The sequence below is a fragment of the Jannaschia pohangensis genome (assembly GCF_900113875.1).
GTDB classification, from domain to species: Bacteria; Pseudomonadota; Alphaproteobacteria; order Rhodobacterales; family Rhodobacteraceae; genus Jannaschia; species Jannaschia pohangensis.
Genome location: NZ_FORA01000001.1, coordinates 997908 through 1022409 on the forward strand (window position 1 = coordinate 997908; position 24502 = coordinate 1022409).

The window sequence follows — 24502 nt, forward strand, 5'->3', positions numbered from 1 at the left end:
TAATCATTGATTACACGTGGAGACGCTCGATGAGTGCCATGACACAAGCCGCCTTCCAAGCGTCCGCTTCTCATATGGTCGACACCGATCTGGGGCGGTTGCATGTTGTCGACACCGGGACCGGGTCCGAGACAATCGTTCTTTGGCCGTCCATTTTCACCGATCACCGGATATATCACGGTCTCGTAGCCCAAATGGGGGATGCGTATCGGTTCCTGTTGATCGACGGCCCCGCCCACGGGCAAAGCGCGGGCGCAGAGCGCGAGTTCACAATGGGAGCCTGCGCAGAAGCGATGAAACAGGTTATGGATGACTTCGGGCTGGAACGTGCGATTGTTGGCGGCACGTCCTGGGGTGGGCTTGCGGCCGCACATCTCGCCCTGATCGCTCCCGACAGAGCAAAGGCGGTGCTGCTGATGAACACGCCGATGGAGATCGACGGTCGCAGACCTGGACTGAAAGCCCGCTTCATATCAACCGGTGCGCGCTGGATGCTTCGGTCAAGCATGTTCCGCAATGGCGTCGCCAGAAGTTTCTTCACACCAACGGTCCTGGATCAGAATCCGGTCTATGCGCAGACTTTTCACACGATGCTGAAAAGTGCCGATCCATCTCGTCTTGCCAAAGCCATACGGTCCGTGATCCTGCGCGGATCGCCTCTTCTTCCGCGCATGCGAGACATCTCTGCGCCTACGCTGGTGATCGCCGGCAAAGGCGACAAGATGTATCCTGTCGCCAGACAGAAGGAAGCTGCCTCACTGGCCCCGAGAGGTCACTTCGCGCCCGTGGATGGGAAACACATTTCCGTGGTCGAAAACCCTGAGCAGGTTGCTGCAATCGTCCGGGACTTTCTCGCGCGGGAGGTTGCTCACGTCCCTGTCTGACCCCTGGCACAACCGGTCCGCAAGGCAGCGCAGGTGTCCACGAGAGGCAGGGGGTCCGCTTCGAACATCACGGCCTGCTCGACGTTCGGGCCACGCGTTGCCGCCCGCCGCGGGTGGCAACGGAAAATGATCGTCTGCCCCTGCCCGCCACTCTGCCGCCCGCCCCTTGTCGCGGTCGATGACAGACCCCGTTGCGCGCCCTGTCCGGCCAGGTGCTCCACAGCCTGTCAAAGAGCAGGTCAACACCCGGCCGGCAGAATCAGCCGTATCTGGCTCTTGTGGCAGAGAACTGACCCAAATCACGCCCAGATCGGGCCAAGTGAGCTCTGGCTCAATGCGCAGTGAACGTCCGGCTCGAGCCGACAGGAGACAAACACAATCCGCGCTGCTAGCGCTTGCAGCACGGATTATGCTGCAACGGCTAGGAAGTCTGCATTTCGACGCGGCGTGAAGACCGGTCGTTCATACATCGCGCCGCGAGAACGAAACGCTCAAGGTTCAGGTCGCGGACAAAGCAGCCCGGGACGGCATCGACACGAATGGCTGATTTCGGCGGCTCGCAACATCGCAAACCTGGGGGACCAAAGTCAGCCGGTCGTTCTCGCGCCTACCCTGCAGCACCGCCGAACTGAATGGGCGAGGCATTGCGCAGGGGCCAGGAGGTCCTGCGACAATGCGGCAATGAAGGCGGCCAACTACTGTTCCGACACGCAATCGGCGAAGTACTCGACGGTACCGTTCTCGCCCGTCTCCTGCACCAGCCCGTGGATATCTGTCTCGAAACCCGGGCATTCCTTCGCAAAGGTTCTGTTGAACTTGAGATACTCAACGATCGTCTTGTTGAACACCTCGCCGGGGATCAACAGCGGAATACCGGGAGGATATGGCGTGATCAGGCTGGTGGTGATCCGTCCTTCGAGATCTTCGATCGGCACCCGTTCCGTCGTGCGCGCTGCGATATGCGAGAACGCGTCCGAAGGCTTCATCGCGGGCGTCAGATCGCTCAGGTACATTTCGGTCGACAGAACGGCGATGTCGTATTTTGCGTAAAGCGAATGCACATGCTGGCACAGATCCCGCAGTCCGAAATTCTCATAGGCCGGCTGCTTGGCGCAGAACTCCGGCATGGAACGCCAAAGCGGCTGGTTCTTGTCGTAGTCGTCCTTGAACTGCTGCAGCTCGGTCAGAAGCGAGTTCCACCGACCCTTCGTGATCCCGATCGTGAACATCACGAAAAAGCTGTAAAGTCCTGTTTTTTCAACAACAACGCCGTGTTCCGCCAAGAATTTGGTGACGATCGATGCGGGGATGCCGGTTTCCTCGAAACGTCCATCCATGTTGAGGCCGGGCGTGATGATCGTTGCCTTGATCGGATCAAGCAGGTTGAACCCGCGCGCCATGTCACCAAAGCCGTGCCAGCTGTCCTTGCCGTCGGCTTCCTGAACGCCTTCGGCATCCGTCCTGCGCAGCACCCAATCCTTGGGGTGATCGACGCCTTCGTCCTCCAGTTCGTCTGGGCCCCATACCTGAAACCACCAATCCTCGGGGCCGTATTCGTCGTCCACCTTGCGCATCGCGCGACGGAAATCGAGGGATTCGAGGATACTTTCCTCGACCAGTGCACGACCGCCCGGCGGTTCCATCATCGCCGCTGCCACATCGCAACTTGCGATGATGCTGTACTGTGGACTGGTTGACGTGTGCATCAGGTAAGCTTCGTTGAACAGGTGCCGGTCCAGTTTCGTGTCCTGACTGTTCTGCACCAGAACGTGGCTTGCCTGGGATATCCCGGCCAGCAGCTTGTGGATGGATTGGGTCGCGTAGGTGACCGAATGTCTTGGCCGTTCGCGTTTATGACCCATCGCATGAAAGACGCCGTAAAAAGGATGGAACGCAGCATGCGGCAACCAGGCTTCATCGAAATGCAGGTTGTCCACATGGCCGTCGAGCATCTCCTTGATGGTCTCCGTGTTGTACAGCACACCATCGTATGTCGATTGCGTCAGGGTGACGATACGCGGTTTGACGGTGTCGGCATCGACATGGCTCAGCAGCGGGTTGGCCCGGATCTTGTCCCGGATCGCATCAATCTCGAACTCCGACTTCTGAATGGGTCCGATGATCCCGTAGTGATTGCGCGTCGGCTTGAGAAATACCGGGATGGCCCCGGTCATGATGATGCTGTGCAGGACGGACTTGTGGCAGTTGCGGTCCACAACGACGACATCGCCGGGGGCGACCGTATGATGCCAGACGATCTTGTTGGAGGTGCTGGTACCGTTGGTTACGAAAAAGCAATGATCGGCATTGAAAATCCGTGCCGCATTGCGCTCGGAGGCACCGATGGCGCCATTGTGGTCGAGTAGCTGGCCAAGCTCTTCCACCGAGTTGCAGACATCCGCGCGCAGCATGTTTTCACCGTAGAACTGGTGATACATCTGGCCGATGGGGCTTTTGAGGAAAGCGACGCCGCCAGAATGTCCGGGGCAGTGCCAGGAGAACGACCCGTCTTCGGCGTAGTCAAGCAGCGCTTTGAAAAACGGCGGCTGGATGCTTTCAAGATAGGTCTTGGCATCCCGGACAATGTGGCGAGCCACGAAATCCGGGGTGTCCTCGAACATGTGAATGAAACCATGCAGTTCGCGCAGGATGTCGTTGGGCAGATGGCGACTGGTCTTGGTTTCGCCGTAGATGTAGATCGGAACATCCTCGTTCTTCCAGCGGACCTCCTCGATGAATTTCCGCAAGTTGAGGACGGCCGGATCAAGGTCGGGACCCGGTGTGAATTCTTCGTCGTCGATCGATAGAACAAAGGCACTGGCGCGCGATTGCTGCTGTGCAAACTGCGAAAGGTCACCATAGCTGGTCGTCCCCAGGACCTCGAAACCCTGGTTTTCGATCGCCTCGGCGACGGCGCGGATCCCCAGGCCAGAGGAGTTCTCTGACTGGAAGTCTTCGTCGATGATGACGATCGGAAAGCGAAACTTCATATCTAACTCCGGGAGATGACGAAAACGGTTCTCGATGCATCACACCCGCGTGGGCAGAATTGATACCTCTTCGCAGCGAAACCGCTGCGTGCGCTTGTCCATTCTGATGGCATCACCGTCAAGGGGGGGTCTGTTGCATGACCCGGCAGACGCCGCAGGTTCAGCTTGTTTGCGCTGGCCGCGATTGATGTCGAAACCCCGCACGCGGCAATGACGGCCCTCAGAAATCGGCGCCTGTCGAACGGGGTTGGACGTCAGGAGATCACTCCCATTCGTAAACCTCGATCGCGTTCGCCGTCATGTCATAGCCGATCTCGGCAAGGCTGGTGCGGATAGGATTGACCCGGATCGTTCCTGTCACCCACACCGCTTCGAACATCGACTCAGCTGGCCAGGGTCGTGCGGACGTCACGAAAACCAATTGATTGGGTGGGGGCGGCGGCACGTGGATGCAGGCCCCGACATAGGGCGTCAGGATGAACTCGGTCACGCCGTTGCCGCCGGTTTCGAGTGGCAGCATGTAACCGGGCATCTTTATCGTGACGCCATTCAAGGCCTCGGCGAACTTGAAGGCGTTCTGATCGAACTTTGGCAACCAGGTGTCGTTCTGTTCATCATACTCGCCTTCGCCGACGATTTCGGAATAGGGAACGCCCGGCGGAATGAGATCATCCCAGGTGATTTCCCGAACCGGAGCGGCAAGGGCCGGATGTGGTGAATAGAGGAGCGATGCACTTGCAAGGCCAAGGAGGGCTGTACGGCGGGATGTATGCATGTGGACTCCTCCTTTTTTCAGCTTCTGACGATCATACCGTCCGACAATGAAAGCCTGTATGCGCGAACTGCGGGGAACAGGCTGGTCACGGCGGCGGCAAGGATCACACCGATTGCAACAAGTCCTTCGCGCGACGACAATGTGTCTATCGGCAGATATAGACCGAATGCCGCATCGACGTAAGGCCGCAGTGCCCACAAACCCGTGTAGAGCAAGGCGATGCCCAGCAGGACGGCGATCAGCGCCATCAGGACGGCTTCCAGCATCAATAGCCCCACGATGGTCAGCGGTCGCGCGCCGACCGCGCGCAGGATCGCCATTTCGCGTCGTCTCTCGTTCAGGCCCGAAAAGATCATCGCCGCCATACCCAGAAGGGCCGTGGCCACCACCATGCCAGAAACGGCGATCAGCGCCGTTTCCGCAATGCCGACAATGCCCCACAACTCCTGCAAGGCCACGCCGGGCAGAACGGCCAGGAGGGGCTCTTCGGGGTACTGGTTTATGCTGCGTTGCAGCTCAAAAATCTGGAGACGGGATTTCACGCCGATCATGGCCGCGGTCACCGCACTGGGGGTCAGGTCCATCTGCCGGATTTCATCCGGCGATGTTGCCTGACCGGGAATCCGCGCTCCGCCCTGCCAATCCACGTGAATGGCTTCGATCGCCTCAAGGCTGACAATGACGGTGCGGTCGACCGGGGTTCCGGTCTTTGCAAGGATCCCGGCGACGCGGAATGGTTGATTTTCATGATTGGTGAACGACGCAAGCCCGTGTGCCACGACCAGCGGATCATCGACGGCATAGCCAAGTGCCGCAGCAACGTCCGCCCCGATCACCGCATCGAACAGATCATCAAAGGCGCGGCCTTCGGCGAACCCCAATGCCCTTCCACTACGATACTTGTAGCGTTCGAAATATTCCGCCGTCGTGCCCATGACGCGAAATTGCCGGTGCGAGTCCCCCAGCGAAATCGGGACGATCCAGTCGACTTCTGGTCGCGCGGCGATGTCCTGATAGCTTTCCCAAGTGACGTTGTTGGTGGCGTTCCCGATGCGGAACACCGAATAGAGGAGCAGTTGCACCGATCCCGACCGCGCGCCAACAATCAGGTCGGTGTCCGAAATCGTGTCGCCGAAGCTGGCCTTTGCACCTGTCCGCACCTTTTCCACACCCAGGAACAGCGCAACTGACAGGGCAACGGCAAAGATCGTCAAGCCGACCGTCAGACGGCGCGCGATCAGACTGCGCAGGGCAAGGCGCAGCAGGATCATGCGGCCGCCTCGCGCGTCAGGGTGGCGATGTCTTCCATTCGGACGCTGCGATCAAAGCGGGGGGCAAGCCGTTCGTCGTGGCTGACCATCAAGAGCGTCGAGCCGGCAGCCGAGCATTGCGCGAACAGCAGGTCGAGGAAATTGGCCTGCGATCCGGCATCGAGCGCGGACGTGGGTTCATCGGCAATGATGAGCGACGGTGCGCCGATCAGGGCGCGGGCCACTGCCACACGCTGCTGCTGGCCGACGCTCAGGCGATCGGCGGTGGGGGACGCCATCGTATGACGTGCAAGGCCAAGCGCATCAGTCAGGGCCAGTGCGGCGGTGCGCCCATCCCCCGCGCGCGCCCGGCGGTCAGGCGCGAAACACAGCGGCAACAGGATGTTGTCCACGGGCGAGGCGTAAGGCAGCAAATTGAATTGCTGGAACACGATCCCGATCTTCTCGGCCCGGAAGCGGTCCCGCGCGGCGGCGGGCATACTCACCATCTCGGTCCCGTCTACGCGGATCGACCCGCGTGCCGGTGCATTGATCCCACAGATCAGCGAGAGAAGGGTGGACTTGCCCGATCCGCTTTCGCCCAGCAAAAGGACCCGCTCGCCCCGCCCGATGCGAAAACCGGAAACGCGCAAGCCGAACGCATCGCGCCCGGCCCAGTGAAACTCTACCTGATCCAGGGCCAGGGCGAATGGAGTGTCAGTGTCGATCACCAGCGTCCCCGTCAGATCAGTCCCGACAGGTCAAGAACGGGGTCTGCACGCTCAACTTCGAAGGCTTGCGATCCTGTCTCCGAGATCATCTGCACCTCGACCTCCTGTGCATTCGGGAAGACCTCGAAGAAGGCGAATTCGATACGGTCAATGGCGGTCGGATCCGCGCAATCCAGCAAGTATTCCGCGTGGAATTCGGTATGTTGCGCGCCCTCTTTTTCCGCGTGATCGTCATGCGCATGGTCTTCGCCTTCTTCATGGTGCCCGTCGACCAGCCCTGCGCTTGATGAGACGACCGTGCAGCCAGCCGCGTCCGGCAGGACAAACAGCGCCAGCGGCTTTGACAGCTCTGCAACCGCCACGTCGAGTTTGGCGCGATCCTCGGCGGTTTGTGCCTCATACTCAAAGCCGACGATATCGGCACCGGGCGCTTCCAGCTCCAATGCGATCCGCGTCCCTTCGATGGCGATATTCAACGCAGAGTGCCCATGTTGGTGAGCGCCAAGCTCCCGGGCTTCCTGCGCGAAAAGCATGGACGGCATCACAAGTGCCATCACCAAAGCCGTCTTGTTGATCATGTTGTCTCCGTTTGAAGGGTGCGTTTCGAGGCGATCATGGGCCGGATGTTCGAAGACTTCCCACGATGCTCAGCCCGGCAAAGATCAGGGCGGCAACGCAGACAATCGAAGGCCCGGCAGGCGTGTCGAAAATATAGGCCGCCCGCAGCCCTATCAGGGCCGAGACACTCCCGATGCCTGCGGCGACCAATGCCATGCTTTCAGGTGTGCGGCTCAGGGGTCTGGCGGCGGCGGCGGGGATGATCAGCATCGCGGCGATCAGCAGGACACCGACGACCTTGATGGCGACGGCGACGGTTATGGCCAATGCCAGCGTCAGGACCAGTTGTTCGCGCTTGGGGTCGATGCCGCTGGCGTGCGCCAGGTCCTCATTCAGCGTTGCGGTCAACAGGGCCGACCAGCGCCAGCAGATCAACGCCACGACAAGCGCCGCGCCGCCCCAGATCACCGCAAGATCCATGCGTGACACGGCGAGGATGTCGCCAAACAGATAAGCCATAAGGTCGATCCGGATGCCGGACAGAAACGACACCGCCACCAGACCGAAAGCCAGCGCAGAGTGAGCCAGCACACCCAGTAGCGTATCCATCGCATAGCCCCGCCCCGTGAGCAGGTTCACGGTCAGCGCCATCAGAAGGGCGATTACCATCGCCCCGGCAAAGACCGAGATTGACAAGGCCAGCGACAGGGCAACCCCAAGGATCGCGGCATGCGCCGTTGCATCGCCGAAATAGGCCATGCGTCGCCAGACGACAAAGCAACCGAGTGGCGCTGCGGCCAACGCCACACCGATCCCGGCAAGGGTTGCCCGCATCATGAAATCATCCAGGATCATTCGGCGGCTTCCGTATGTTCGTGTCGATGATCGTGGTCATGCGCATGATCATGGTCGTGACGATATAGCGCCAAGGCCCCCATCGTGCCCGACCCGAAAAGCGCCCGGTATTCCGGAGCCGACGCGACCACCTCTGGCGTGCCCTCGCAACACACATGACCGTTGAGGCAGATCACCCGGTCGGACGCGCTCATGACGACGTGCAACTCGTGGCTTATCATCAGGACGGCACAGCCGGTGTCACGCCGCACCGTCTCGATCTGGCGGTAAAAGGCGGCGGAGCCGGGCTGGTCCAATCCCTGCGTCGCCTCATCAAGCAACAGGAGGTTCGGTTTGCCAATGAGAGCGCGCGCCAGCAGAACGCGCTGAAATTGCCCGCCCGAAAGCTGCGACATCTGCGCGGTCGAAAGGTCCGGCACACCGGCCTGTGTCAGTGCATCGTCAATGCCCGCTGGTGCGACCCCGCCCGGCAGACGCAGGAACCGTGCCACGGTCATCGGCAGCGTCGGATCGATATGCAGTCGCTGCGGAACGTATCCCACCCGCAAGTCGGGGCCATGAGTCACCCGGCCCCGTGACGGCTTCACTGCTCCGATGATCGACCGCAGAAGGCTGGTCTTGCCGGAACCGTTGGGGCCCACGATCGTCACGATCTCGCCGGGCTCAATGGCAAGCGAGACGTGGGCCAACACCGTTTTCGCGCCGTAGCTGACGCTCAGGTTCTCGACGTTCACAAGGCTCATGCGGGGACCTCCTTGGTCACCTTGTCCGCGCAGGTCGGACAAACACCTTCGGCTTCGACGACCGTGCGCTCGATCCGGAACCCGGTCGCGCGGGCGGCGGCGCCCAAGGCACCCCGTGCCGGGGCCGATTGCGCCTCGGCCACGCACTCGCACATGCGACAGATCATGAAAGCCGGCGCGTGCTTCTCTCCGGGGTGGGCGCAAGCGATGAAAGCGTTCAACCGCTCGATCTTGTGAACGAGACCATGCGCGACAAGAAATTCGAGTGCACGGTAGGCGACGGGCGGTTGTGATCCGAAGCCCTCTTCGCGCAGGCGATCCAAAATCGAATACGCACCAAGCGCCCGATGCTCCTGCAACAGGATTTCCAGCACCTTGCGGCGCACCGGCGTGAACCGCAGACTGTCCTCTTCACAACGCGTCTCCGCAGCCGCCAGCCCCTCGGCAACACAGGTGTCGTGATCGTGATGCGCGAACCCTACCGGAGTTGTAGCGCCTTCCAGATCATTCGAGGATGAGGACTCACTTGTCATGTTATCACGTTTCCGATATGGCGGATGAAACGTTATATAATCACACGGAAGACGCGATGTCCAGAATTCTGCTGTCCCTTTCGATCAACGCCGCACTGATGGGGGGGGCCGCCTTTGCGGAGGTGCCCCGTGTTGCAGTTGACATTGCACCGATCCATTCGCTGGTTGCGCGTGTCATGGACGGCGTCGGGACACCTGACCTGATCGTCCAGTCCGGTGCCAGTCCGCACGAGTATTCGTTGCGCCCGTCCGAGGCCACCGCCTTGCAGAAGGCGGATATCGTGTTCTGGATCGGCCCTGATCTGACGCCGTGGCTGGACGACGCGATTGAGACACTGGCGACGGATGCTTCGGTAACAGAGCTGCTGGAAGCCGACGGGACAATCGAGCTTGAATTCAGGGAAGGTGCACTGTTCGAAGCGCATGACGAACATGGCCAGGATGAGCACGAAGAGGGTGCGCATGAGGACCATGCCGGAGGCGAGCATGCTGAGGAGAAGGCTGGCCATGAGGACCACGACCACGGCGAACATGACCCGCACGCTTGGCTCTCACCGCAGAATGCTTCGACATGGCTCAACGTGATCGCCAGTCAGCTTTCCGTCGCCGATCCCGAGAATGCCGGTGCCTACTTCGCAAATGCCGCTGCAGGCCGGGCCGAGATCGATGCACTGACCGCTGACGTCAACGCCGTGCTGGACCCTTTGCGTGGTGCGCGGTTTATCGTCTTTCACGACGCTTATCAGTATTTCGAAGCCGCTTTCGACTTTCCCGCTGCCGGAGCAATTTCGATCAGCGACGCCTCCGACCCTGGCCCGGCCCGGATCGCTGAAATCCGCGCAAGGATTGCGGACGAAGGCATCGATTGCGTTCTGGCAGAGCCGCAGTTCAACGCTGGTCTAGTGGCAACAGTTCTTGACGGAACCGAAGCCGGAACCGGTATTCTCGACCCTCTCGGTTCCGACCTGGAGCCTGGCCCTGCGCTCTATCCCCAACTTATCCGCAATCTCGCTACAAACCTTGCGGAGTGCCTGTGACAGCGAAACCAGCAAGTGCATTTGTGAGGTGCCCCAAGATTGGTAGACGCTTTGCTCCCTTACCATGAGGCAAGGAGGCCGAGATGGGGACAAGCGGTTACAGCGATGAGTTCAAGCGGGACGCGGTGCATCCACTGCCCGGCAGGGCATCACGCAGTGGTGTCCCGTAAGGGAGATCACGGCACGGGGCTATCCGGTGCGGGAGGTTTCCCGGCGTTTGGGGGTCAGCACGCATTCACTGTACAAATGGTTGAAGCTGTTCGGGGAGCCGTTGCCGAAGCCTGGCACGGCGGCAAGCCTGCCATCGTGGCTGAGAACAGGCTGGAACAGCAGTTCCAGGCGTCTGCACCGGATCAGGTCTGGGTGACCGACATCACCTACATCAAGACCCATGAGGGCTGGCTGAACCTGTGCGTCGTCATCGACCTGTTCTCGCGCCGGGTGGTCGGATGGTCCGCCCAGTCACGGATGACGACCGACCTCGCCCTGCAAGCTTTGCCAATGGCCGTCTGGCGTCGAAAACCTGATGGAAAGATCATGGTACATTCCGATCAAGGTTCCCAATTCACCAGCCGGGAACGGCAGACGTTTCTCCGCCAGCACGATCTCGAACCCAGCATGAACCGACGTGGCAATTGTCACGATAACGCCGTCGCCGAAAGCTTCTTCCAGCTTCTGAAACGCGAACGGATCAGGCGGCGCACCTACCCGACGCGCAACGATGCCAGGCGGGACGTGGTCGAATATATCGAGCTGTTCTACAACCCAAAACGCAAGCACACGAACAATGGCATGCTGTCGCCCGTTGACGATGAGAACAGACAGCGCAAACTGAACCAGGCAGGTGTCTCGTAAACTAGGGGCACCTCAGTCGGTGAAACGAAGGCGCGGGCGCAAGCGGGCCCGAGGGTCACGCAAGCCGATGCCGGACGCGGCGCATCGCAATGCCCGCTGGTCGCTCGACTTCCTGGCCGACAGCTTCGGCACCGCGCGCAAGTTCCGCATCCTGGCGGTGATCGACGATTGCTGCCGGGAGAACCTCTGCCTGACCGCCGACACCAGCATCTCGGGCGCCGTCGCCATTGTCGCTTGGACCAATGGCGCGATCAATGGCGACCGCCCGCGAGCTGGATGCGCTAGTGCGGATTTACGGAAAGCCCGCTTGCATCATCAGCGACAACCGCACCGAGTTCACCAGCCGCGCCATCCTGAAGTGGGCCGACAAGAACGGGGTGCCCTGGCATTACATCGACCCGGGCAAGCCCCAGCAGAACGCCTTCATCGAAAGCTTCAAGGGTAGCCTGCGCGACGAGCTCTTGAACGAGGAGTCTTCGACGACCTGGACGACGCCCGGCGCAAGCTGGCGCTCTGGCGCTACGACTACGACGCCTTCAGACCGCACTCGTCGCTGGGAAGCCAGACACCGCTCGAAGCGCGCCGGACGCTTGAGCAACTTGAGGGCTCCGGACCCGGCGCGCTTGCCCAGAGCGACCGCTCAGCCTACCAATCTCAAACCCGCAGACTCTCACATGATCGAGGGACCCGAAGGGGGGCAGGTCACTTCATGCTCGGTTCCGGGATGAACGTCTCAAGGGAGAGCAGTTCTATACCCTACGCGAGGCCCAAATCCTGATCGAGCAATGTCGCGTTCACGACAACACCGTCAAGCCGCATAGCGCTTTGGGCTGCCGTCCACCCGCGCCGGAAACCATCGTCCCGATGGACCAGATGCCGACGATGCACGTGAACTTGAACCAGACCACTCCATGGCAGGATGCCACGGGACTTTGCGCCAGCGCAACGTGCGAAACGGATCGCGCGGGCATGAACGGCTCATCCCGGATCGGAGCCGTCCCCCGTGAGACCGCAACTTGAAAACCCCGACCTCGCGATCGGCGACATCATGGACATCTGGCCTGCGACGATTCCGGTCTTCCTGCGTCACCGGATGCTCTGTGTCGGATGTCTCATCCGTCCGTTCCACAGTCTGTCGGATGCCTGTGCGGAATACGGTCTGGACGAAGAGACGTTTCTGCGGGCGCTGCGGGAGGCGGTGCAAGACGACGATCCGTCCGCGCCCCGCCCGACCTAGCGCGGGGGCGTGACGGTGTCGTCCGGAGCCGCGCTGCCCTGCGACCGCAAGACCAGCGCATGTGCATCGGTCACGGTGATCCGCTTTCGGGCGCTGCGGACAAGGCCATCCCGCTCCCATGCGCTCAGAAGGCGGCTGACCGTGTGCAGCGTCGTGCCCGTCATCTCCGACAGGTCCTGGCGCGTGATCGGAAAGTCGATCTCGATCCCGTCGTCGACCCGGCGACCCGTCTGGTTGACCAATCGCAACAGGGCATTGGCGACCCGCTGCTCCACCGCCTGCGTCGCCATTTCGACCAGTCGCGTATTCATCTCGCCGATCCGGTTGCCGACTGTCGCATAGGTTTCGCTGGCGAACCCGTCGTATTCGGAAACGAACGGCGTCCAGAGCCGCATGGGCCAGGACAGGGTCAGCGCTTCGGCCGCGGTGATCGCCGTCGCCGGATAGCGGTCCCGCCCGAGCGCCTGCGCGATGCCGAACAACTGACCCGGCGGGATATGCAGCGCCACGACCTGATCGCCGGTCGGGGTGATCCGCACCACGCGGATATAGCCGTCGAGCAGCAGGTAGAAGCGGTCGGCCTCTGCCCCCTCGTCGAAGATATGAACCCCGACGTCGTGCCGCCGCGACGTCGCCTGATCCAGGATCGCGCGGATCTGGTGCCGCTCCAGCCGCGAGAACGGCGGCAGATGCGTCAGCAGGCTCTCATCGAGCCCGGGGCTCCGTTTGCGCATGGCGTCCATCATTCAGCCGTTGAAGCACGAATGCAGGCGTCCCGCCATGCCAACCGCAGGAACCGCCCCGAAGTTTGCCCGGGCGCAAAGTCGCGAGGCGGCCCCTGTGTCCATACCGACGCATCACCGAAGTCGAGAAAGGACATCCCGGATGTTTCGCACACTTATCACGGCAACCGTCCTCGCAACCGCCCTCGCGGCACCGGCCCTGGCCGACATCCTGGAGGTCCGGATGCTCAACCGTGGCGACGCGGGCAACATGGTGTTCGAGCCTGCCTTCCTGCGCGTGGCCCCCGGTGACACCGTCAAGTTCATCGCCACCGACCGGGGTCACAACGCCGAGGCGATCGACGGCATGGTCCCGGACGGGGCCACGCTCTTCAAGGGCAAGATCAACGAAGAGATCGAGGTGACGCTGGATGTGGACGGCCTCTACGCCGTCAAATGCACCCCGCATTTCGCCATGGGCATGGTGATGATCATAGCCGTGGGTGACGTCGCAGAGGTGCCTGATGGCTTTCTCGAAGGGCGTGTGCCGCCCCGGGCCAAGGATCGCTTCGCCGATCAGCTCGCCGGTCTCTGACCCGAATTTCCGCGCGACCGCCCAGCCCGGTCGGCGACACCGCCGCAAGGCTCGATGACCAAGGAGAACTTCCATGACCCGCTTCGTGAACCCGGGCCTCGTGCCTACCAGCCGCCGCAACGTCCTGCGCGGCTCTGTCCTGGCCGGTGCGGCCGCCGTTACCGGGGGCTTTGCCACCAGCGCCGCCGCCATGCCCAAGCATGTGCCCGCGCCAACCCCGCGGATGCCGGGCGCGCAGATCATCCAGGCGCAGGCCGACGCCCAGGCCCGCGCGCCGTCGCCCGACCTGTCCGGCTATGTCCGCGTCAAGCAGGAGATGGTCGCCCCACCCTTCGCCCCCGTCCACGAACAGGTGGCGACCGGCGACCCCAAGATCGTCGAAGTCACGCTCGAGACGCAGGAACGCCTGATGGTCGTCGACGAGGACACGGGCGCAAGCGTCTGGGCCCTGACCTACAACGGATCGGTTCCCGGTCCCCTGATCATCGTGCACCAGGGTGATTACGTCGAGATCACGCTGCGCAATCCGCAAGACAGCGTGATGGAGCACAACGTCGATTTCCACGCCTCGACCGGGGCGCTCGGCGGCGGCGGCCTGACCCATGTCTTCCCCGGCGAAGAGGCGGTGCTGCGCTGGAAGGCCACCAAACCCGGCGTCTTCACCTATCACTGCGCCCCCGGCGGCGCGATGATCCCCTATCACGTCTGCCACGGCATGAACGGCACGGTCATGGTGCTGCCCCGCGACGGGCTGAAGGACGGACAGGGCAACCCGCTGACCTATGACAGCATCGCCTATATCGGCGAGCAGGATTACTACCTGCCCCGCGACGAGAATGGCGACTTCAAGACCTATGAGGCGGCGGGCGACGACTATCCCGACAGTCTCGACGCGATGCGCACCCTCACCCCGACCCATTCGGTGTTCAACGGTGCCGTCGGCGCCTTGACGGGCGATGCCGCCCTGCGCGCCAATGTCGGGGAGACCGTGCTGATGATCCACAATCAGGCGAACCGCGACACGCGGCCCCACCTGATCGGCGGGCACGGCAACTTCGTCTGGGAGGCGGGGTCGTTCAGCGACGCGCCGCAGACCGGGCTTGAATCCTGGTTCATTCGCGGGGGCAGCGCCGGGGCGGCGATGTATACCTTCGAGCAGCCGGGCGTCTATGCCTACGTCAACCACAACCTGATCGAGGCGGCCCTGCTTGGCGCCACGGCCCACTTCGTCGTCGAGGGCGATTGGGACAATGCCCTGATGGAGCAGGTCGTGGCCCCCCGGACGTTCGAAATCTAGGCCCGGAAACCGATGCCATGGCCCTTGCCGCCGCCAATCCCAGACTGCCGACCCGGACGATCCTCGGGGCGATACTCGGGCTGGCGGCGGCGCTCGGCATCGGGGTCGCGCTGACGTGGCGCGGGCCGGACAGGCTGCCGCGTCCCGACATGGTCGCAGTGTCCTTCACCGGGCCGCTTTGGGTCCAACGCCATGAGGTGACGGTCGCAGACTGGAACCGCTGCGCCAAGGCCGGGGCCTGCGACCGCGCGCTGAACGCACCCAGAGGCATGGACGCGGTCAGCACGCCCGCCACCGGGGTCAACCACCCCGAGGCGATGCAATACGTGGAATGGATCTCTGCGCGGACCCACCACCCCTACCTCCTGCCCGACATGGCCGAATGGTCCGCCATGGCGCGCGATGTCGTCAGATTTGGCGCGGACCCGATTTTCGATCAGCCCGAGCTGGACTGGGCCTCCGCCTATCTTCTGGATGCCCGGAAATCCCGGGCCCTCATGCCCTCGGGCGCCTTCTCGGTCTCGCCCGAAGGGGTGGCCGATCTGGACGGGTCCGTCTGGGAATGGACGCGCGATTGCCATGCGGGGACGGCGGGGCCCGCCTCCCTCGATCGCTGCTCTGCCTATGTCGTGGGGGGCGCGCATTTCGCCGTCATGGCCTGGCTTGAACGCGACCCGGCGCGCGGCGGATGTGCGGTCGGCACGCCGCCGGCGCATTTGGGCCTGCGCCTCGTCACCCACGTCGAACCTTGATCCTGGCTCAGCGCGGGGCCGCAAGGCCGAACCGGGTGCGATAATCCCCCGGTGTCGTGCCCGTGACCGACTTGAACACCCGTCCGAAGGCCGAGATGTCCTGATAGCCCACGCTCCACCCGATATCCTGGATCGTGCGGCCAGATTGCTCCAGCAGGCTGCGCGCCGTCTCGATGCGCAGCGTCTGCACATAGCGGTTCGGCGGCAGGCCGGTCGCGGCCTTGAAGCGGCGGATGAACGTGCGCTCCGAACATCCGGCCCGCAGCGCCAGCGCGCGCACCGACAGATCGGCGTCCACATGCCCCTCCATCCAGTGCTGCAGGGTCAGGACGGCCGCGTCGTCGTGGGCGACCGCCGGGCGGAAAGTGCGGTAATTCGACTGCTGCCGACCGCGCGGATCGACCAGAAGGTGGCGCGCGACGAAGGTCATCGCCTCGGGTCCGCCGAACCGCTCCACGACGAAAAGGCCCAGGTCGATCCAGGCCATCATGCCGCCCGCCGTCACGATATCGTCGTCGTCGATCAGGATGCGGTCGGTCTGCAATGCGGCCTCGGGGCAGCGCGCGGCGAACTCCGCCTCCAAGGCCCAATGCGTCGTGACCTCGCGTCCGCGCAGAAGACCCGCCCCGGCAAGCCAGAAGATCCCCGCACAGGCCGAACAGATCGTCGCCCCCGCCCGATGCTCTGCCCGCAGGAAGGCGTGAACCTGCGCATCGCCGTCGCCCCGGGCGCCGCTCAGGTTCGGCGGCACGATGACCACGGCGAAGGTCCCCCGCAGCTGGTCCGCCGCCAGTGTCTCGACCCGCAGGAGGACCGATCCGGTCCGCGCCGCATGGCGGTTGGCGATGAGAAACAGGTCCTCCAGCCCCAGGACCGCGGACATCTGGACCCCTTCGTAGGCGAGGATCGCGATGGAGACGCTGGCGTTTGGCAGATTCTGCAGATGATTTGTCATATCTGCCGGTGTGGCACGCGGCACACCCGATTTAAAGACAGGTCATCCGCATCTCCAAGACAGGCAGACCCATGACACAGACCGCGCTCATCCTGATCGATATCCAGAACGACTACTTCGAAGGCGGCCTCTGGCCGGTCGCGGGGATGGCCGGGGCCACCCGCATCGCCGCGAGCCTGCTGCATCGCGCCCGGGCGACCGGGCAGGCCATTTTGCACGTTCGCCACGAAATCCTGGCACCCGACGCGCCCTTCTTTCGGCCCGGCAGCACCGGGGCCGACATCCATGCGGAGGTGGCCCCGATCACGGGCGAGGCCGTCATTCTCAAGCACCGGCCCAACAGCTTTCTGGGCACCGACCTTGGCGCACGGCTGGAGGCGGCGGGCATCACCGACGTCACGCTTGCCGGTGCCATGTCGCAGATGTGTATCGACGCGACCGCCCGCGCGGCCAGCGACAGGGGCCTGACCGTGACCGTCGTTCAGGACGCCTGCGCCGCCCGCGCCGCGACCTTCCGGGGCCGCGACGTCAGCGCGGCGGACGTCCATGCCACGATCATGGCCGCCCTGTCGGGCAGCTATGCCCGGGTGGTCGATTTTGCCGACCTCGACGGGGACACGGCCCGGGGATGACCTGTGGCACATCTGCATGGCCGCCGCCGCACGCTGCCCCATTTCGGCCCCATTGCCTGTCTAGCCTCGCCACAAAGACCGAGAAACGGCGCGGGCAGACATGGCATTGGAAACACTTACCCTCCGGGCGATCGGGGCAGACGATCGCACCGCCTGGGACGCGCTCTGGACCGGATATCTCGAGTTCTATGGCACATCGGTCGAGGGCGCGGCGCGCGAAATCGCGTTCGAGCGTCTCTTGTCCGACGCGCCCGGCACCTTTCAGGGGCTGATCGCCTGGGACAACCAGACACCGCTCGGCCTTGTCCATTGGGTGCATCATCCGCACATGTGGCGGCCCGAAGGCGTCCTCTACCTTCAGGATCTGTTCACCGCCCCGACGGCGCGCGGCAAGGGTGTCGCACGCAAACTGATCGAGGCGGTCTATGCCGATGGCGACGCGCGCGGCACGCCCCGCGTCTATTGGCTGACCCACGAGGAAAACTACGCGGGCCGGATGCTCTATGACCGCATCGCGCGCAAATCCCCTTTCATCCGCTATGATCGGGTCCTCTGATGTTCAAGACAATCGCCGCCCTGTCCATCATGACCCTTGCCGCCTGCGCCCCCGCGGGGATGAGCCCGCAGGCCACGCGCGCCACCGTCGCGTCCATCCCCGAAGCCCTGCCGCCCCTGCGCCGTTTTACCGGCGCGCCCCGGATCGCCGTTCCGGTGCAGCCGAACGGGCAATTGGCGCGCGACTTCATGGCGCTCAGCTTCCAGTTGGAAACCGGGCGCGGCATCGACACCTTCACCCGCTTCGAGGGGCCGATCACCGTCGCCGTCGAAGGTGACATGCCACCGACCCTCGGCCCCGACCTCGACGATCTGATCACGCGCCTGCGGGACGAGGCGGGCATCGACATCAGCCGCGCGGGCCGAGGCGAGATGGGATCGATCACCATCACCGCCCTGCCCCGTGCGACCCTACAACGAGTGGTGCCCGGTGCCGCCTGTTTCGTCGTCCCGCGCGTCAGCGGCTGGCAGGACTACCTGGCCAAGCGGTTCGGCCCCGCGACCGACTGGACGACCCTGACGACCCGCAGCCGGGCCAGCGTCTTCCTTCCGTCGGACGTGAGCCCGCAGGAAATCCGCGATTGCCTGCACGAGGAAGTGGCCCAGGCCCTGGGACCGCTCAACGATCTCTACCGGCTGCCGTATTCGGTCTTCAACGACGACAACACCCACGCCGTCCTGACGTCCTATGACATGCTGATCCTGCGCGCGACCTATCACGACGGCCTGAAATCGGGGATGACGCAGCAGCAGGTCGCGGAACGCCTTCCGGCCATCTTTGCCAATATCAATCCACGGGGCCGCCGCGCCGACCGCGCCCCGGTGCGCGAATCCTCGCTGCGCTGGTCGCGGTCGCTTCAGGGCGCGCTCGACCCGCGTGGGTCCGACGAGGTGCGGCTGACCCATGCCAAGAACGCCGTCACGCTGGCCCAGGCCGAGGGGCTGACCGATGCACGGCTGGCCCTGTCGCATCTGGCCCTGGGCCGTGCCGCACTGGCCGTCGACGGCGACCTTGCCATCGCGGCCTTCCTCGAGTCGGCGTCGATCTATCGCAGGCTCGACGGCGACGGGGTGCAGACGGCGCAGATCACGGTGCAACTGGCCGCGCTGGCCCTGTCGTCCGGACAGGCCGAGGGGGCGATCACCCTGCTCGACCGGGCCATTCCGGCGGCCGACGGGGCGCAGAACGCATCCCTTCTGGCCACGCTCCTGCTGTTGCGGGCCGAGGCGACCCAATTGCGCGGTGCCGACGCCGAAGCCGGACGCATTCGCCGCGAAGCGCTGGCCTGGGGCCGCTATGCCTGGGGCGACCGGGTTTTGGCCTTGCGGTCGGCGGAGGTTGCGGGTTTGCGTCCGGGAGCGTAAAGCCCGGACATGCTTCCGATCTTCACCGCCATCGCCGGGGCCGCGCTCGGTGCCTTCACCGCCTACCGCCGCAAGGGGAACGGTTTCGACGTCGCGCAATGGGCGGCGGTCTGGGCCGTCATGGGCGGGCTTGTGGGTGTCCTGGCGATCATCGTCCTGACGCGGCTCTAGATGCTGCTGCGCTTCTTCGAGACGCTCCGGCAGGCTGGCGTCCCGGTATCGCTGCGCGAACATCTGGCCCTTCTCGAAGGGCTGTCGGCGGGTCTGGTGACCCATGATGTCGAAGCGTTCTATTATCTGGCCCGCACCGCGCTGGTGAAAGACGAGCGGCATATCGACCGCTTCGACCGCGCCTTCGCCCAGGCCTTTCAGGGCCTTTCGGGCATCAGCACGCAGGACGTGCTGGAGGCGATCGACCTGCCCGCCGACTGGCTGGAAAAGCAGGCCGAGAAATTCCTGACACCCGAAGAACGCGCCGAGATCGAGGCCCTGGGCGGCTTCGACAAGCTGATGGAAACCCTCAAGGAACGTCTGCGCGAACAGCAGGGCCGCCATCAGGGCGGGTCCAAGTGGATCGGCACCGCCGGGACCAGCCCCTTCGGTGCCTATGGCTACAACCCCGAAGGCGTGCGCATCGGCCAGGACGAAAGCCGCCATCAGCGCGCGGTCAAGGTCTGGGACAAGCGCGAATTCCGCAACCTCGACGACAGCGTCGAACTGGGTACCCGCAACATCAAGGTCGCCCTGAAACGCCTGCGGTCCTGGGCCCGCGACGGCGCGCACGAGGAGCTGGATCTGGATGGCACGATCCGCTCCACGGCCAAGGCGGGATACCTTGACGTGAAGACCCGGCCCGAGCGGCGCAATGCGGTCAAGGTCCTGCTGTTCCTCGACGTCGGCGGCTCCATGGACCCGCATGTGAAGGTGGTGGAGGAACTATTCTCGGCGGCGCGGTCCGAATTGCGCACGCTGGAGCATTTCTACTTCCACAACTGCCTTTACGAAGGGGTCTGGAAGGACAATCGCCGCCGCTGGAACGCCGTGACGCCGACGATGGAGGTGCTCAATACCTATGGGCCCGACTATCGCTGCATCTTCGTGGGCGATGCGTCGATGTCGCCCTATGAGATCGCCTATGCCGGGGGCGCCAACGAACATTGGAACGAAGAGCCGGGGCAGGTCTGGCTGGAGCGGGCGCGTGCCAAATGGACATCGAACCTCTGGATCAATCCCCTGCCCCGAAGTCATTGGGATCACACGCATTCGGTGCGCCTGATCCGTGACATCTTCGAAGACCGGATGGTGCCGATGACCCTTGAGGGGCTGTCGGCGGGGATGAAGCTGCTGACCCGGTGACGTCGATCGGCTGATGTCAGGGCGTTGTCGAGACGCCGTCCAGAAGACCTTCGTCCAGGTCTGTCCCGTGCAGAACGCTGACGTCGCCCGTGGTCTCCAGGACGACGGCGCGCACCTCCGAGAAATCCATGACATTCGCCTCGCGCAGCTTGGCCACAAGATCGCTTCGCGCAACGCCCGTCGCCGCCATGTTCGCCTCCAGGATCTGGCCGTCCCGCATCAGCAGGATCGGCGCATTGTCCGACAGAGCCTTCACCGGCGCAAACCGGGCACGGGCCGTCCCGATCGCCCATTGCACGGCGAACAGGGCCACAAGGGCCAGGATGCCCTGAACCACCGTCGTTGACGGGCTGAGGACCGTCGCTGCGAGGACCGAGCCAAACGATACGGTCACCGCAAAATCGAACGACGTCATCTTGGAGAAGGCGCGCAGTCCCGCCAGTCGCACCAAAAGGACCATCACCGGCACCAGAACGGCCGCATCCACGAAATATGTCATCCAGTCCGGCATCGGCACCCCGCCGGACAACGCAGACGACGAGTCGCAGTTCCCTTTCTTACCTGGTCGCCCCATATCAAGGGCCATGATCAAGGCGCCCGCACTCCTTCTCGCCATCGGCTACGGCCTCGTCGTGTGGCTGTTCTCGTCCTGGCGGCTCAAGCGGCAGATGGACGCGACGGCGACACCGCTGGATGTCCCGGCGCTTGATCCGGCGTTGGCCGCCATGGCGACGGCGCTCGATGTCGAACGGATCAAGGTCCATGTCCACGAGGTGGAGCCGATCAACGGCATGGCCATGGCGGACGGGCGCATCTTCCTGACACGCGGGTTCCTGAACAAGCTGGACGCGGGCGAGGTGACGCCCGACGAATTGGCCAGCGTCATCGCCCATGAGTTGGGTCATGTCGCCCTGGGCCATGCGCGCCGGCGGCTGATCGACTTTTCGGGCCAGAACGCGATCCGCGTAGTGCTGGCCGGGGTTTTGGGGCGGTTCCTGCCGGGCGTCGGACCCTATGTGGCGAACATGCTGGCATCCATCGTGGCCGCGAGGCTGTCACGTCAGGACGAGTACGAGGCCGACGCCTATGCCAGCGCGCTGATGGTCAAGGCGGGCCTCGGGACCGCGCCGCAAAAGGACCTGTTCCGCAAGTTGGCCAAGCTGTCGGGGATGAAGGGACGCGGCGCGCCCGCCTGGCTGATGAGCCACCCGAGCACCGACGACCGCATCACCGCGATCGAGGCGAACGAGGCGAAATGGCGCATCACCTGAGCCTTGCCCCGAAGGGCGCGAACCGGCACCGTACCCCGTGACCGGAGGCGCCCTTGACCCTGACCACCACAGACCGCGTGACCCCGCGCCCTGACAGTAGCGCGACCGACGCCGCCATCGTGTGGTCCGCTCCCAAATCCGCGTGGTTCACGGCAATGGCCCTGGGCGGGATTGTCGGCGTGGTCTTCTTCGCCAGCTGGACCAACCTGATCGTCACGCTGGTGCTGATGTTTCTGACCCTCTGGCTTGGGCATTCGGTCGGGATGCACCGTCTGCTGATCCATCGGTCGTTCGAGACGCCGCGCTGGCTGGAATACCTGCTGGTCTGGTTGGGAACGCTGGTCGGCATGGCCGGGCCCATCGGCATGTTCCACATCCACGAGATCCGCGACTGGCAGCAGCAGCAGCCCGATTGCCATTCCTTCGCCAAGCATGACCGTGGCTTCTGGCGCGATGCCCTCTGGCAGATGCACTACGAGCAGGTGCTGACCCATCCCCCAGATCTGACCATAGAGGCGCGGGTGACCGGGGACCCTTTCTATCGCTGGCTGGAGGCCACGTGGCGATGGCAGCAACTGCCCCTCGCCCTGCTTCTTCTTGCCTCGGGCGGCATCGGTCTTGTCCTCTGGGGCGTCTGCCTGCGGGTGGCCGTGTCGCTCGCCGGTCATTGGATCACCGTCCATTTCGCGCATACCGTGGGGCAACGCCCATTCGCGCAACCCGGTCTGGCCGTCGACGGGCGCAATCTGCCGGCGCCCTTCGGCCTGCTGACGTGCGGCGAAAGCTGGCACAACAATCACCACGCCTTCCCCCGCTCGGCCCGGATGGGGCATGACGCGAGCCAGATCGACCCGGGGTGGTGGCTGATCCGGGGTCTGGCCGCCCTGAACCTCGCCTGGGATATTCGCGTGCCGGGCGGGAACGACACCGTCCATCTGGCTTTACCCGCCGCTGCCGATCCGGCACAGACGCGGTATGAAAGCTGACATCCTCTGCATCGGCGCGGTCCTGTGGGACATCATCGGCCGGTCGAACTCTCACATGGAGCGCGGGTCGGACGTGCCGGGCCACATCGTGCGCATTCCGGGCGGCGTGGCGTTGAACATCGCCATGGCGGCCAAGGCATATGGCATGACGCCCGCCCTCCTGTCGGTCGTCGGCCGCGATGCCGAGGGGGACGAGTTGATCGCCGCCTGTGACCGTCTGGGGCTGGTGACCGAGACGGTCTATCGGTCGGACGACCTGCGCACCGACGTCTACATGGCGGTCGAGGGGGGCAACGGCCTGATCGCGGCGATTGCCGATGCGCATTCGCTGGAAAAGGCGGGGGACAAGATTTTGGCCCCACTGGCGGAGATGCCCGACTGGTCAGGGCCGATCGCACTCGATGGAAATCTTACGCTGGACCTGCTGTCGCAGATTGCCGCCGATACGGCCTTTGCCAGTGCCGACCTGCGGATCGCCCCCGCTTCGCCCGGCAAGGCCGAGCGTCTGATCCCGTTCCTGACCCACCCGTCGGCCACGCTCTATGTGAACCTGGAAGAGGCGGGTCTGATCCTGCATGCCGCGCAACCCGATGCCGCCAGCGCGGCCAACGCGCTTCGGTCCCGCGGCCTGCACCGTGCCGTGGTCACCGACGGCCCGCGGGCGGCGGCCTGCGCACATCCAGGCGGTGTCGTCACCTGCGCGCCGCGTCAAGTCATGGTGACCCGGGTCACCGGCGCGGGCGACACTTTCATGGCCGCCCATATCGCCGCCGAAGTCGAGGGCGCCGACCCCGATACCGCCTTGACCCGCGCGTCCGAGGCGGCGGCGACCTATGTCTCGGGGGATACCTACTAGCCCCGCATCCAGCCGTGCGGCGTCGGTCTTTCGCCGACCCGAATGGCAACTTCGCCATTCGTAAGATCACCGATTTGGCAGACTGACGCCAAGGGTCGGAGACGGTTGCCCGGACAGGGAGGCAAATGGTCGCGGCGGTGCAGAAAAACCCTTCACATCTGCATTATTTCGCCACGTTCCTCTGGGAATATACCATCATATCAAGTGACCTTTGCCCGACCACGGGCAAAAACCGACATGGGATTCCGAACATGAACCTTACGCGCCTCGTGTACTACAGCCAGCGTAACCCGTCGCTCAGCCTCAAGATGCCCGAACTGATGGAGACATGTCATCGCAACAACTCCGCGATGAACGTGACCGGCATCCTGCACTACAACGGGAACGCCTTTCTTCAGGTGCTGGAGGGGGGCCGCGCCGAAGTCAGCTCCATCTATCACCGCATCGCCGCCGACCCCCGGCACATCAACATCATCCTGATCCATTGCTCCGACGTGCGCGAGCGGATGTTCCCGACCTGGTCCATGGGCCTGCACGAGGGCATGGACGAGAAGACCAAGAACATCTTCCTGCGCTACTTCGCCAGCAATATCGTGAACCCGGAAACGGTCAGTCAGGAAAGCCTGCTGGACGTCCTTCAGGATCTGTCGGCCGAACTGGGCTGACCCCCGGCCCTGCGGGGTCACCGGCACAAGAAAACGCCCCGTCCCGA

27 protein-coding genes and 3 pseudogenes are annotated in these 24502 nt (G+C 63.7%); 19 read left to right on the forward strand and 11 right to left on the reverse strand.

All coding sequences use genetic code 11. The features are described 5' to 3' along the window. Window positions 1–29 precede the first annotated feature (29 nt). A complete protein-coding gene (locus tag BM002_RS04985) occupies window positions 30–884 on the forward strand; it encodes an alpha/beta fold hydrolase (protein WP_092777869.1) in 855 nt (284 codons plus the stop codon). 695 nt (window positions 885–1579) lie between these two features. Here BM002_RS04985 and BM002_RS04990 read toward each other — a convergent pair. From BM002_RS04990 to BM002_RS05025, 8 genes are all read right to left on the reverse strand, one after another. After that, a complete protein-coding gene (locus BM002_RS04990; protein ID WP_092777871.1) occupies window positions 1580–3874 on the reverse strand; it encodes an arginine/lysine/ornithine decarboxylase in 2295 nt (764 codons plus the stop codon). Window positions 3875–4136: 262 nt separating this feature from the next. After that, the gene (locus BM002_RS04995) at window positions 4137–4649 is read right to left on the reverse strand and encodes a DUF3299 domain-containing protein (RefSeq protein ID WP_092777873.1); all 513 of its coding nucleotides are present in this window, start codon (window positions 4647–4649) and stop codon (window positions 4137–4139) included. Between the two features lie 17 nt (window positions 4650–4666). Then, window positions 4667–5917, reverse strand: coding sequence for an ABC transporter permease (locus tag BM002_RS05000; RefSeq protein WP_092778787.1), 1251 nt, complete (start codon window positions 5915–5917; stop codon window positions 4667–4669). Further along, window positions 5917–6630 (reverse strand): ABC transporter ATP-binding protein, encoded by a 714-nt coding sequence (locus tag BM002_RS05005; RefSeq protein ID WP_245749127.1) that lies wholly within the window; start codon window positions 6628–6630, stop codon window positions 5917–5919. The genes BM002_RS05000 and BM002_RS05005 overlap by 1 nt, the downstream gene beginning before the upstream one ends. Before the next feature lie 11 nt (window positions 6631–6641). Continuing rightward, entirely contained in the window at window positions 6642–7208 is a 567-nt protein-coding gene (locus BM002_RS05010) for a DUF2796 domain-containing protein (protein ID WP_092777875.1), read from the reverse strand. A 34-nt stretch (window positions 7209–7242) separates the two neighbouring features. After that, window positions 7243–8040, reverse strand: a complete 798-nt coding sequence (locus BM002_RS05015) for a metal ABC transporter permease (protein ID WP_092778789.1) — start codon at window positions 8038–8040, stop codon at window positions 7243–7245. Further along, window positions 8040–8786, reverse strand: coding sequence for an ATP-binding cassette domain-containing protein (locus BM002_RS05020; protein WP_092777877.1), 747 nt, complete (start codon window positions 8784–8786; stop codon window positions 8040–8042). The genes BM002_RS05015 and BM002_RS05020 overlap by 1 nt, the downstream gene beginning before the upstream one ends. Beyond that, complete coding sequence (locus BM002_RS05025) at window positions 8783–9319, reverse strand: Fur family transcriptional regulator (RefSeq protein ID WP_092777879.1); 537 nt, start codon at window positions 9317–9319, stop codon at window positions 8783–8785. Before BM002_RS05025 ends, BM002_RS05020 begins: the two co-directional genes overlap by 4 nt. A 56-nt stretch (window positions 9320–9375) precedes the next feature. On the opposite strand from BM002_RS05025, the gene BM002_RS05030 reads away from it, so the two are divergent. The 6 genes and pseudogenes from BM002_RS05030 (at window position 9376) to BM002_RS05050 (ending at window position 12448) form a co-directional block, all read left to right on the forward strand. Next, window positions 9376–10356 (forward strand): zinc ABC transporter substrate-binding protein, encoded by a 981-nt coding sequence (locus BM002_RS05030; RefSeq protein ID WP_092778790.1) that lies wholly within the window; start codon window positions 9376–9378, stop codon window positions 10354–10356. Window positions 10357–10552: 196 nt separating this feature from the next. Beyond that, complete coding sequence (locus BM002_RS19500; protein WP_245749128.1) at window positions 10553–10723, forward strand: hypothetical protein; 171 nt, start codon at window positions 10553–10555, stop codon at window positions 10721–10723. Continuing rightward, a pseudogene (locus BM002_RS05035) lies at window positions 10642–11211 on the forward strand (IS3 family transposase); the annotation flags it as partial. The gene BM002_RS19500 and the pseudogene BM002_RS05035, both read left to right, overlap by 82 nt. 16 nt (window positions 11212–11227) lie before the next feature. Beyond that, window positions 11228–11884, forward strand: a pseudogene (locus tag BM002_RS05040) (integrase core domain-containing protein); the annotation flags it as partial. Window positions 11885–11913: 29 nt separating this feature from the next. Continuing rightward, window positions 11914–12099: pseudogene (locus BM002_RS19505) on the forward strand (integrase core domain-containing protein); the annotation flags it as partial. A gap of 115 nt (window positions 12100–12214) precedes the next feature. Further along, window positions 12215–12448 carry a DUF1858 domain-containing protein gene (locus BM002_RS05050; protein ID WP_092777883.1) on the forward strand — a complete coding sequence of 78 codons (234 nt, stop codon included), beginning with the start codon at window positions 12215–12217 and terminating at the stop codon, window positions 12446–12448. On the opposite strand, the gene BM002_RS05055 is transcribed toward BM002_RS05050, so the two are convergent. Further along, window positions 12445–13194: a Crp/Fnr family transcriptional regulator gene (locus BM002_RS05055; RefSeq protein WP_092777885.1), complete on the reverse strand. Its 750-nt coding sequence runs from the start codon at window positions 13192–13194 to the stop codon at window positions 12445–12447. The genes BM002_RS05050 and BM002_RS05055 overlap by 4 nt on opposite strands. Before the next feature lie 139 nt (window positions 13195–13333). On the opposite strand from BM002_RS05055, the gene BM002_RS05060 reads away from it, so the two are divergent. The 3 genes from BM002_RS05060 (at window position 13334) to BM002_RS05070 (ending at window position 15814) form a co-directional block, all read left to right on the forward strand. Further along, window positions 13334–13765, forward strand: coding sequence for a pseudoazurin (locus BM002_RS05060; RefSeq protein WP_245749129.1), 432 nt, complete (start codon window positions 13334–13336; stop codon window positions 13763–13765). Between the two features lie 73 nt (window positions 13766–13838). Beyond that, window positions 13839–15062: a copper-containing nitrite reductase gene (gene nirK / locus BM002_RS05065; RefSeq protein WP_092777887.1), complete on the forward strand. Its 1224-nt coding sequence runs from the start codon at window positions 13839–13841 to the stop codon at window positions 15060–15062. A gap of 17 nt (window positions 15063–15079) precedes the next feature. Then, the gene (locus BM002_RS05070) at window positions 15080–15814 is read left to right on the forward strand and encodes a formylglycine-generating enzyme family protein (protein ID WP_092777889.1); all 735 of its coding nucleotides are present in this window, start codon (window positions 15080–15082) and stop codon (window positions 15812–15814) included. A gap of 7 nt (window positions 15815–15821) precedes the next feature. On the opposite strand, the gene BM002_RS05075 is transcribed toward BM002_RS05070, so the two are convergent. Further along, window positions 15822–16769, reverse strand: a complete 948-nt coding sequence (locus tag BM002_RS05075; RefSeq protein ID WP_092777891.1) for a GlxA family transcriptional regulator — start codon at window positions 16767–16769, stop codon at window positions 15822–15824. Window positions 16770–16840: 71 nt separating this feature from the next. Here BM002_RS05075 and BM002_RS05080 point away from each other — a divergent pair, with 71 nt between their 5' ends. The 5 genes from BM002_RS05080 to BM002_RS05095 all read left to right on the forward strand — a co-directional run bounded on the left by BM002_RS05080 (window position 16841) and on the right by BM002_RS05095 (window position 20677). After that, window positions 16841–17401, forward strand: coding sequence for a cysteine hydrolase family protein (locus BM002_RS05080; protein WP_092777893.1), 561 nt, complete (start codon window positions 16841–16843; stop codon window positions 17399–17401). Between the two features lie 100 nt (window positions 17402–17501). Continuing rightward, a complete protein-coding gene (locus BM002_RS05085) occupies window positions 17502–17957 on the forward strand; it encodes a GNAT family N-acetyltransferase (RefSeq protein WP_092777895.1) in 456 nt (151 codons plus the stop codon). Then, window positions 17957–19321 (forward strand): DUF2927 domain-containing protein, encoded by a 1365-nt coding sequence (locus BM002_RS05090; protein WP_092777897.1) that lies wholly within the window; start codon window positions 17957–17959, stop codon window positions 19319–19321. Before BM002_RS05085 ends, BM002_RS05090 begins: the two co-directional genes overlap by 1 nt. Before the next feature lie 9 nt (window positions 19322–19330). Further along, window positions 19331–19492: an apolipoprotein acyltransferase gene (locus BM002_RS18985; protein ID WP_139212266.1), complete on the forward strand. Its 162-nt coding sequence runs from the start codon at window positions 19331–19333 to the stop codon at window positions 19490–19492. Further along, entirely contained in the window at window positions 19493–20677 is a 1185-nt protein-coding gene (locus tag BM002_RS05095) for a vWA domain-containing protein (protein ID WP_092777899.1), read from the forward strand. A 16-nt stretch (window positions 20678–20693) separates the two neighbouring features. Here the strand turns inward: BM002_RS05095 and BM002_RS05100 are convergent, their stop codons facing one another. Then, on the reverse strand, window positions 20694–21176 hold the full coding sequence (locus BM002_RS05100) for a DUF421 domain-containing protein (protein WP_245749130.1): 483 nt from the start codon (window positions 21174–21176) through the stop codon (window positions 20694–20696). A gap of 85 nt (window positions 21177–21261) precedes the next feature. On the opposite strand from BM002_RS05100, the gene BM002_RS05105 reads away from it, so the two are divergent. The 4 genes from BM002_RS05105 (at window position 21262) to BM002_RS05120 (ending at window position 24455) form a co-directional block, all read left to right on the forward strand. Next, entirely contained in the window at window positions 21262–21948 is a 687-nt protein-coding gene (locus BM002_RS05105; protein ID WP_092777903.1) for a M48 family metallopeptidase, read from the forward strand. Between the two features lie 53 nt (window positions 21949–22001). Further along, a complete protein-coding gene (locus tag BM002_RS05110) occupies window positions 22002–22934 on the forward strand; it encodes an acyl-CoA desaturase (protein WP_092777905.1) in 933 nt (310 codons plus the stop codon). Next, the gene (locus BM002_RS05115) at window positions 22924–23790 is read left to right on the forward strand and encodes a PfkB family carbohydrate kinase (protein ID WP_092777907.1); all 867 of its coding nucleotides are present in this window, start codon (window positions 22924–22926) and stop codon (window positions 23788–23790) included. The genes BM002_RS05110 and BM002_RS05115 overlap by 11 nt, the downstream gene beginning before the upstream one ends. A 251-nt stretch (window positions 23791–24041) precedes the next feature. Next, complete coding sequence (locus BM002_RS05120; RefSeq protein ID WP_175484803.1) at window positions 24042–24455, forward strand: BLUF domain-containing protein; 414 nt, start codon at window positions 24042–24044, stop codon at window positions 24453–24455. The last annotated feature ends 47 nt before the right edge of the window (window positions 24456–24502 follow it).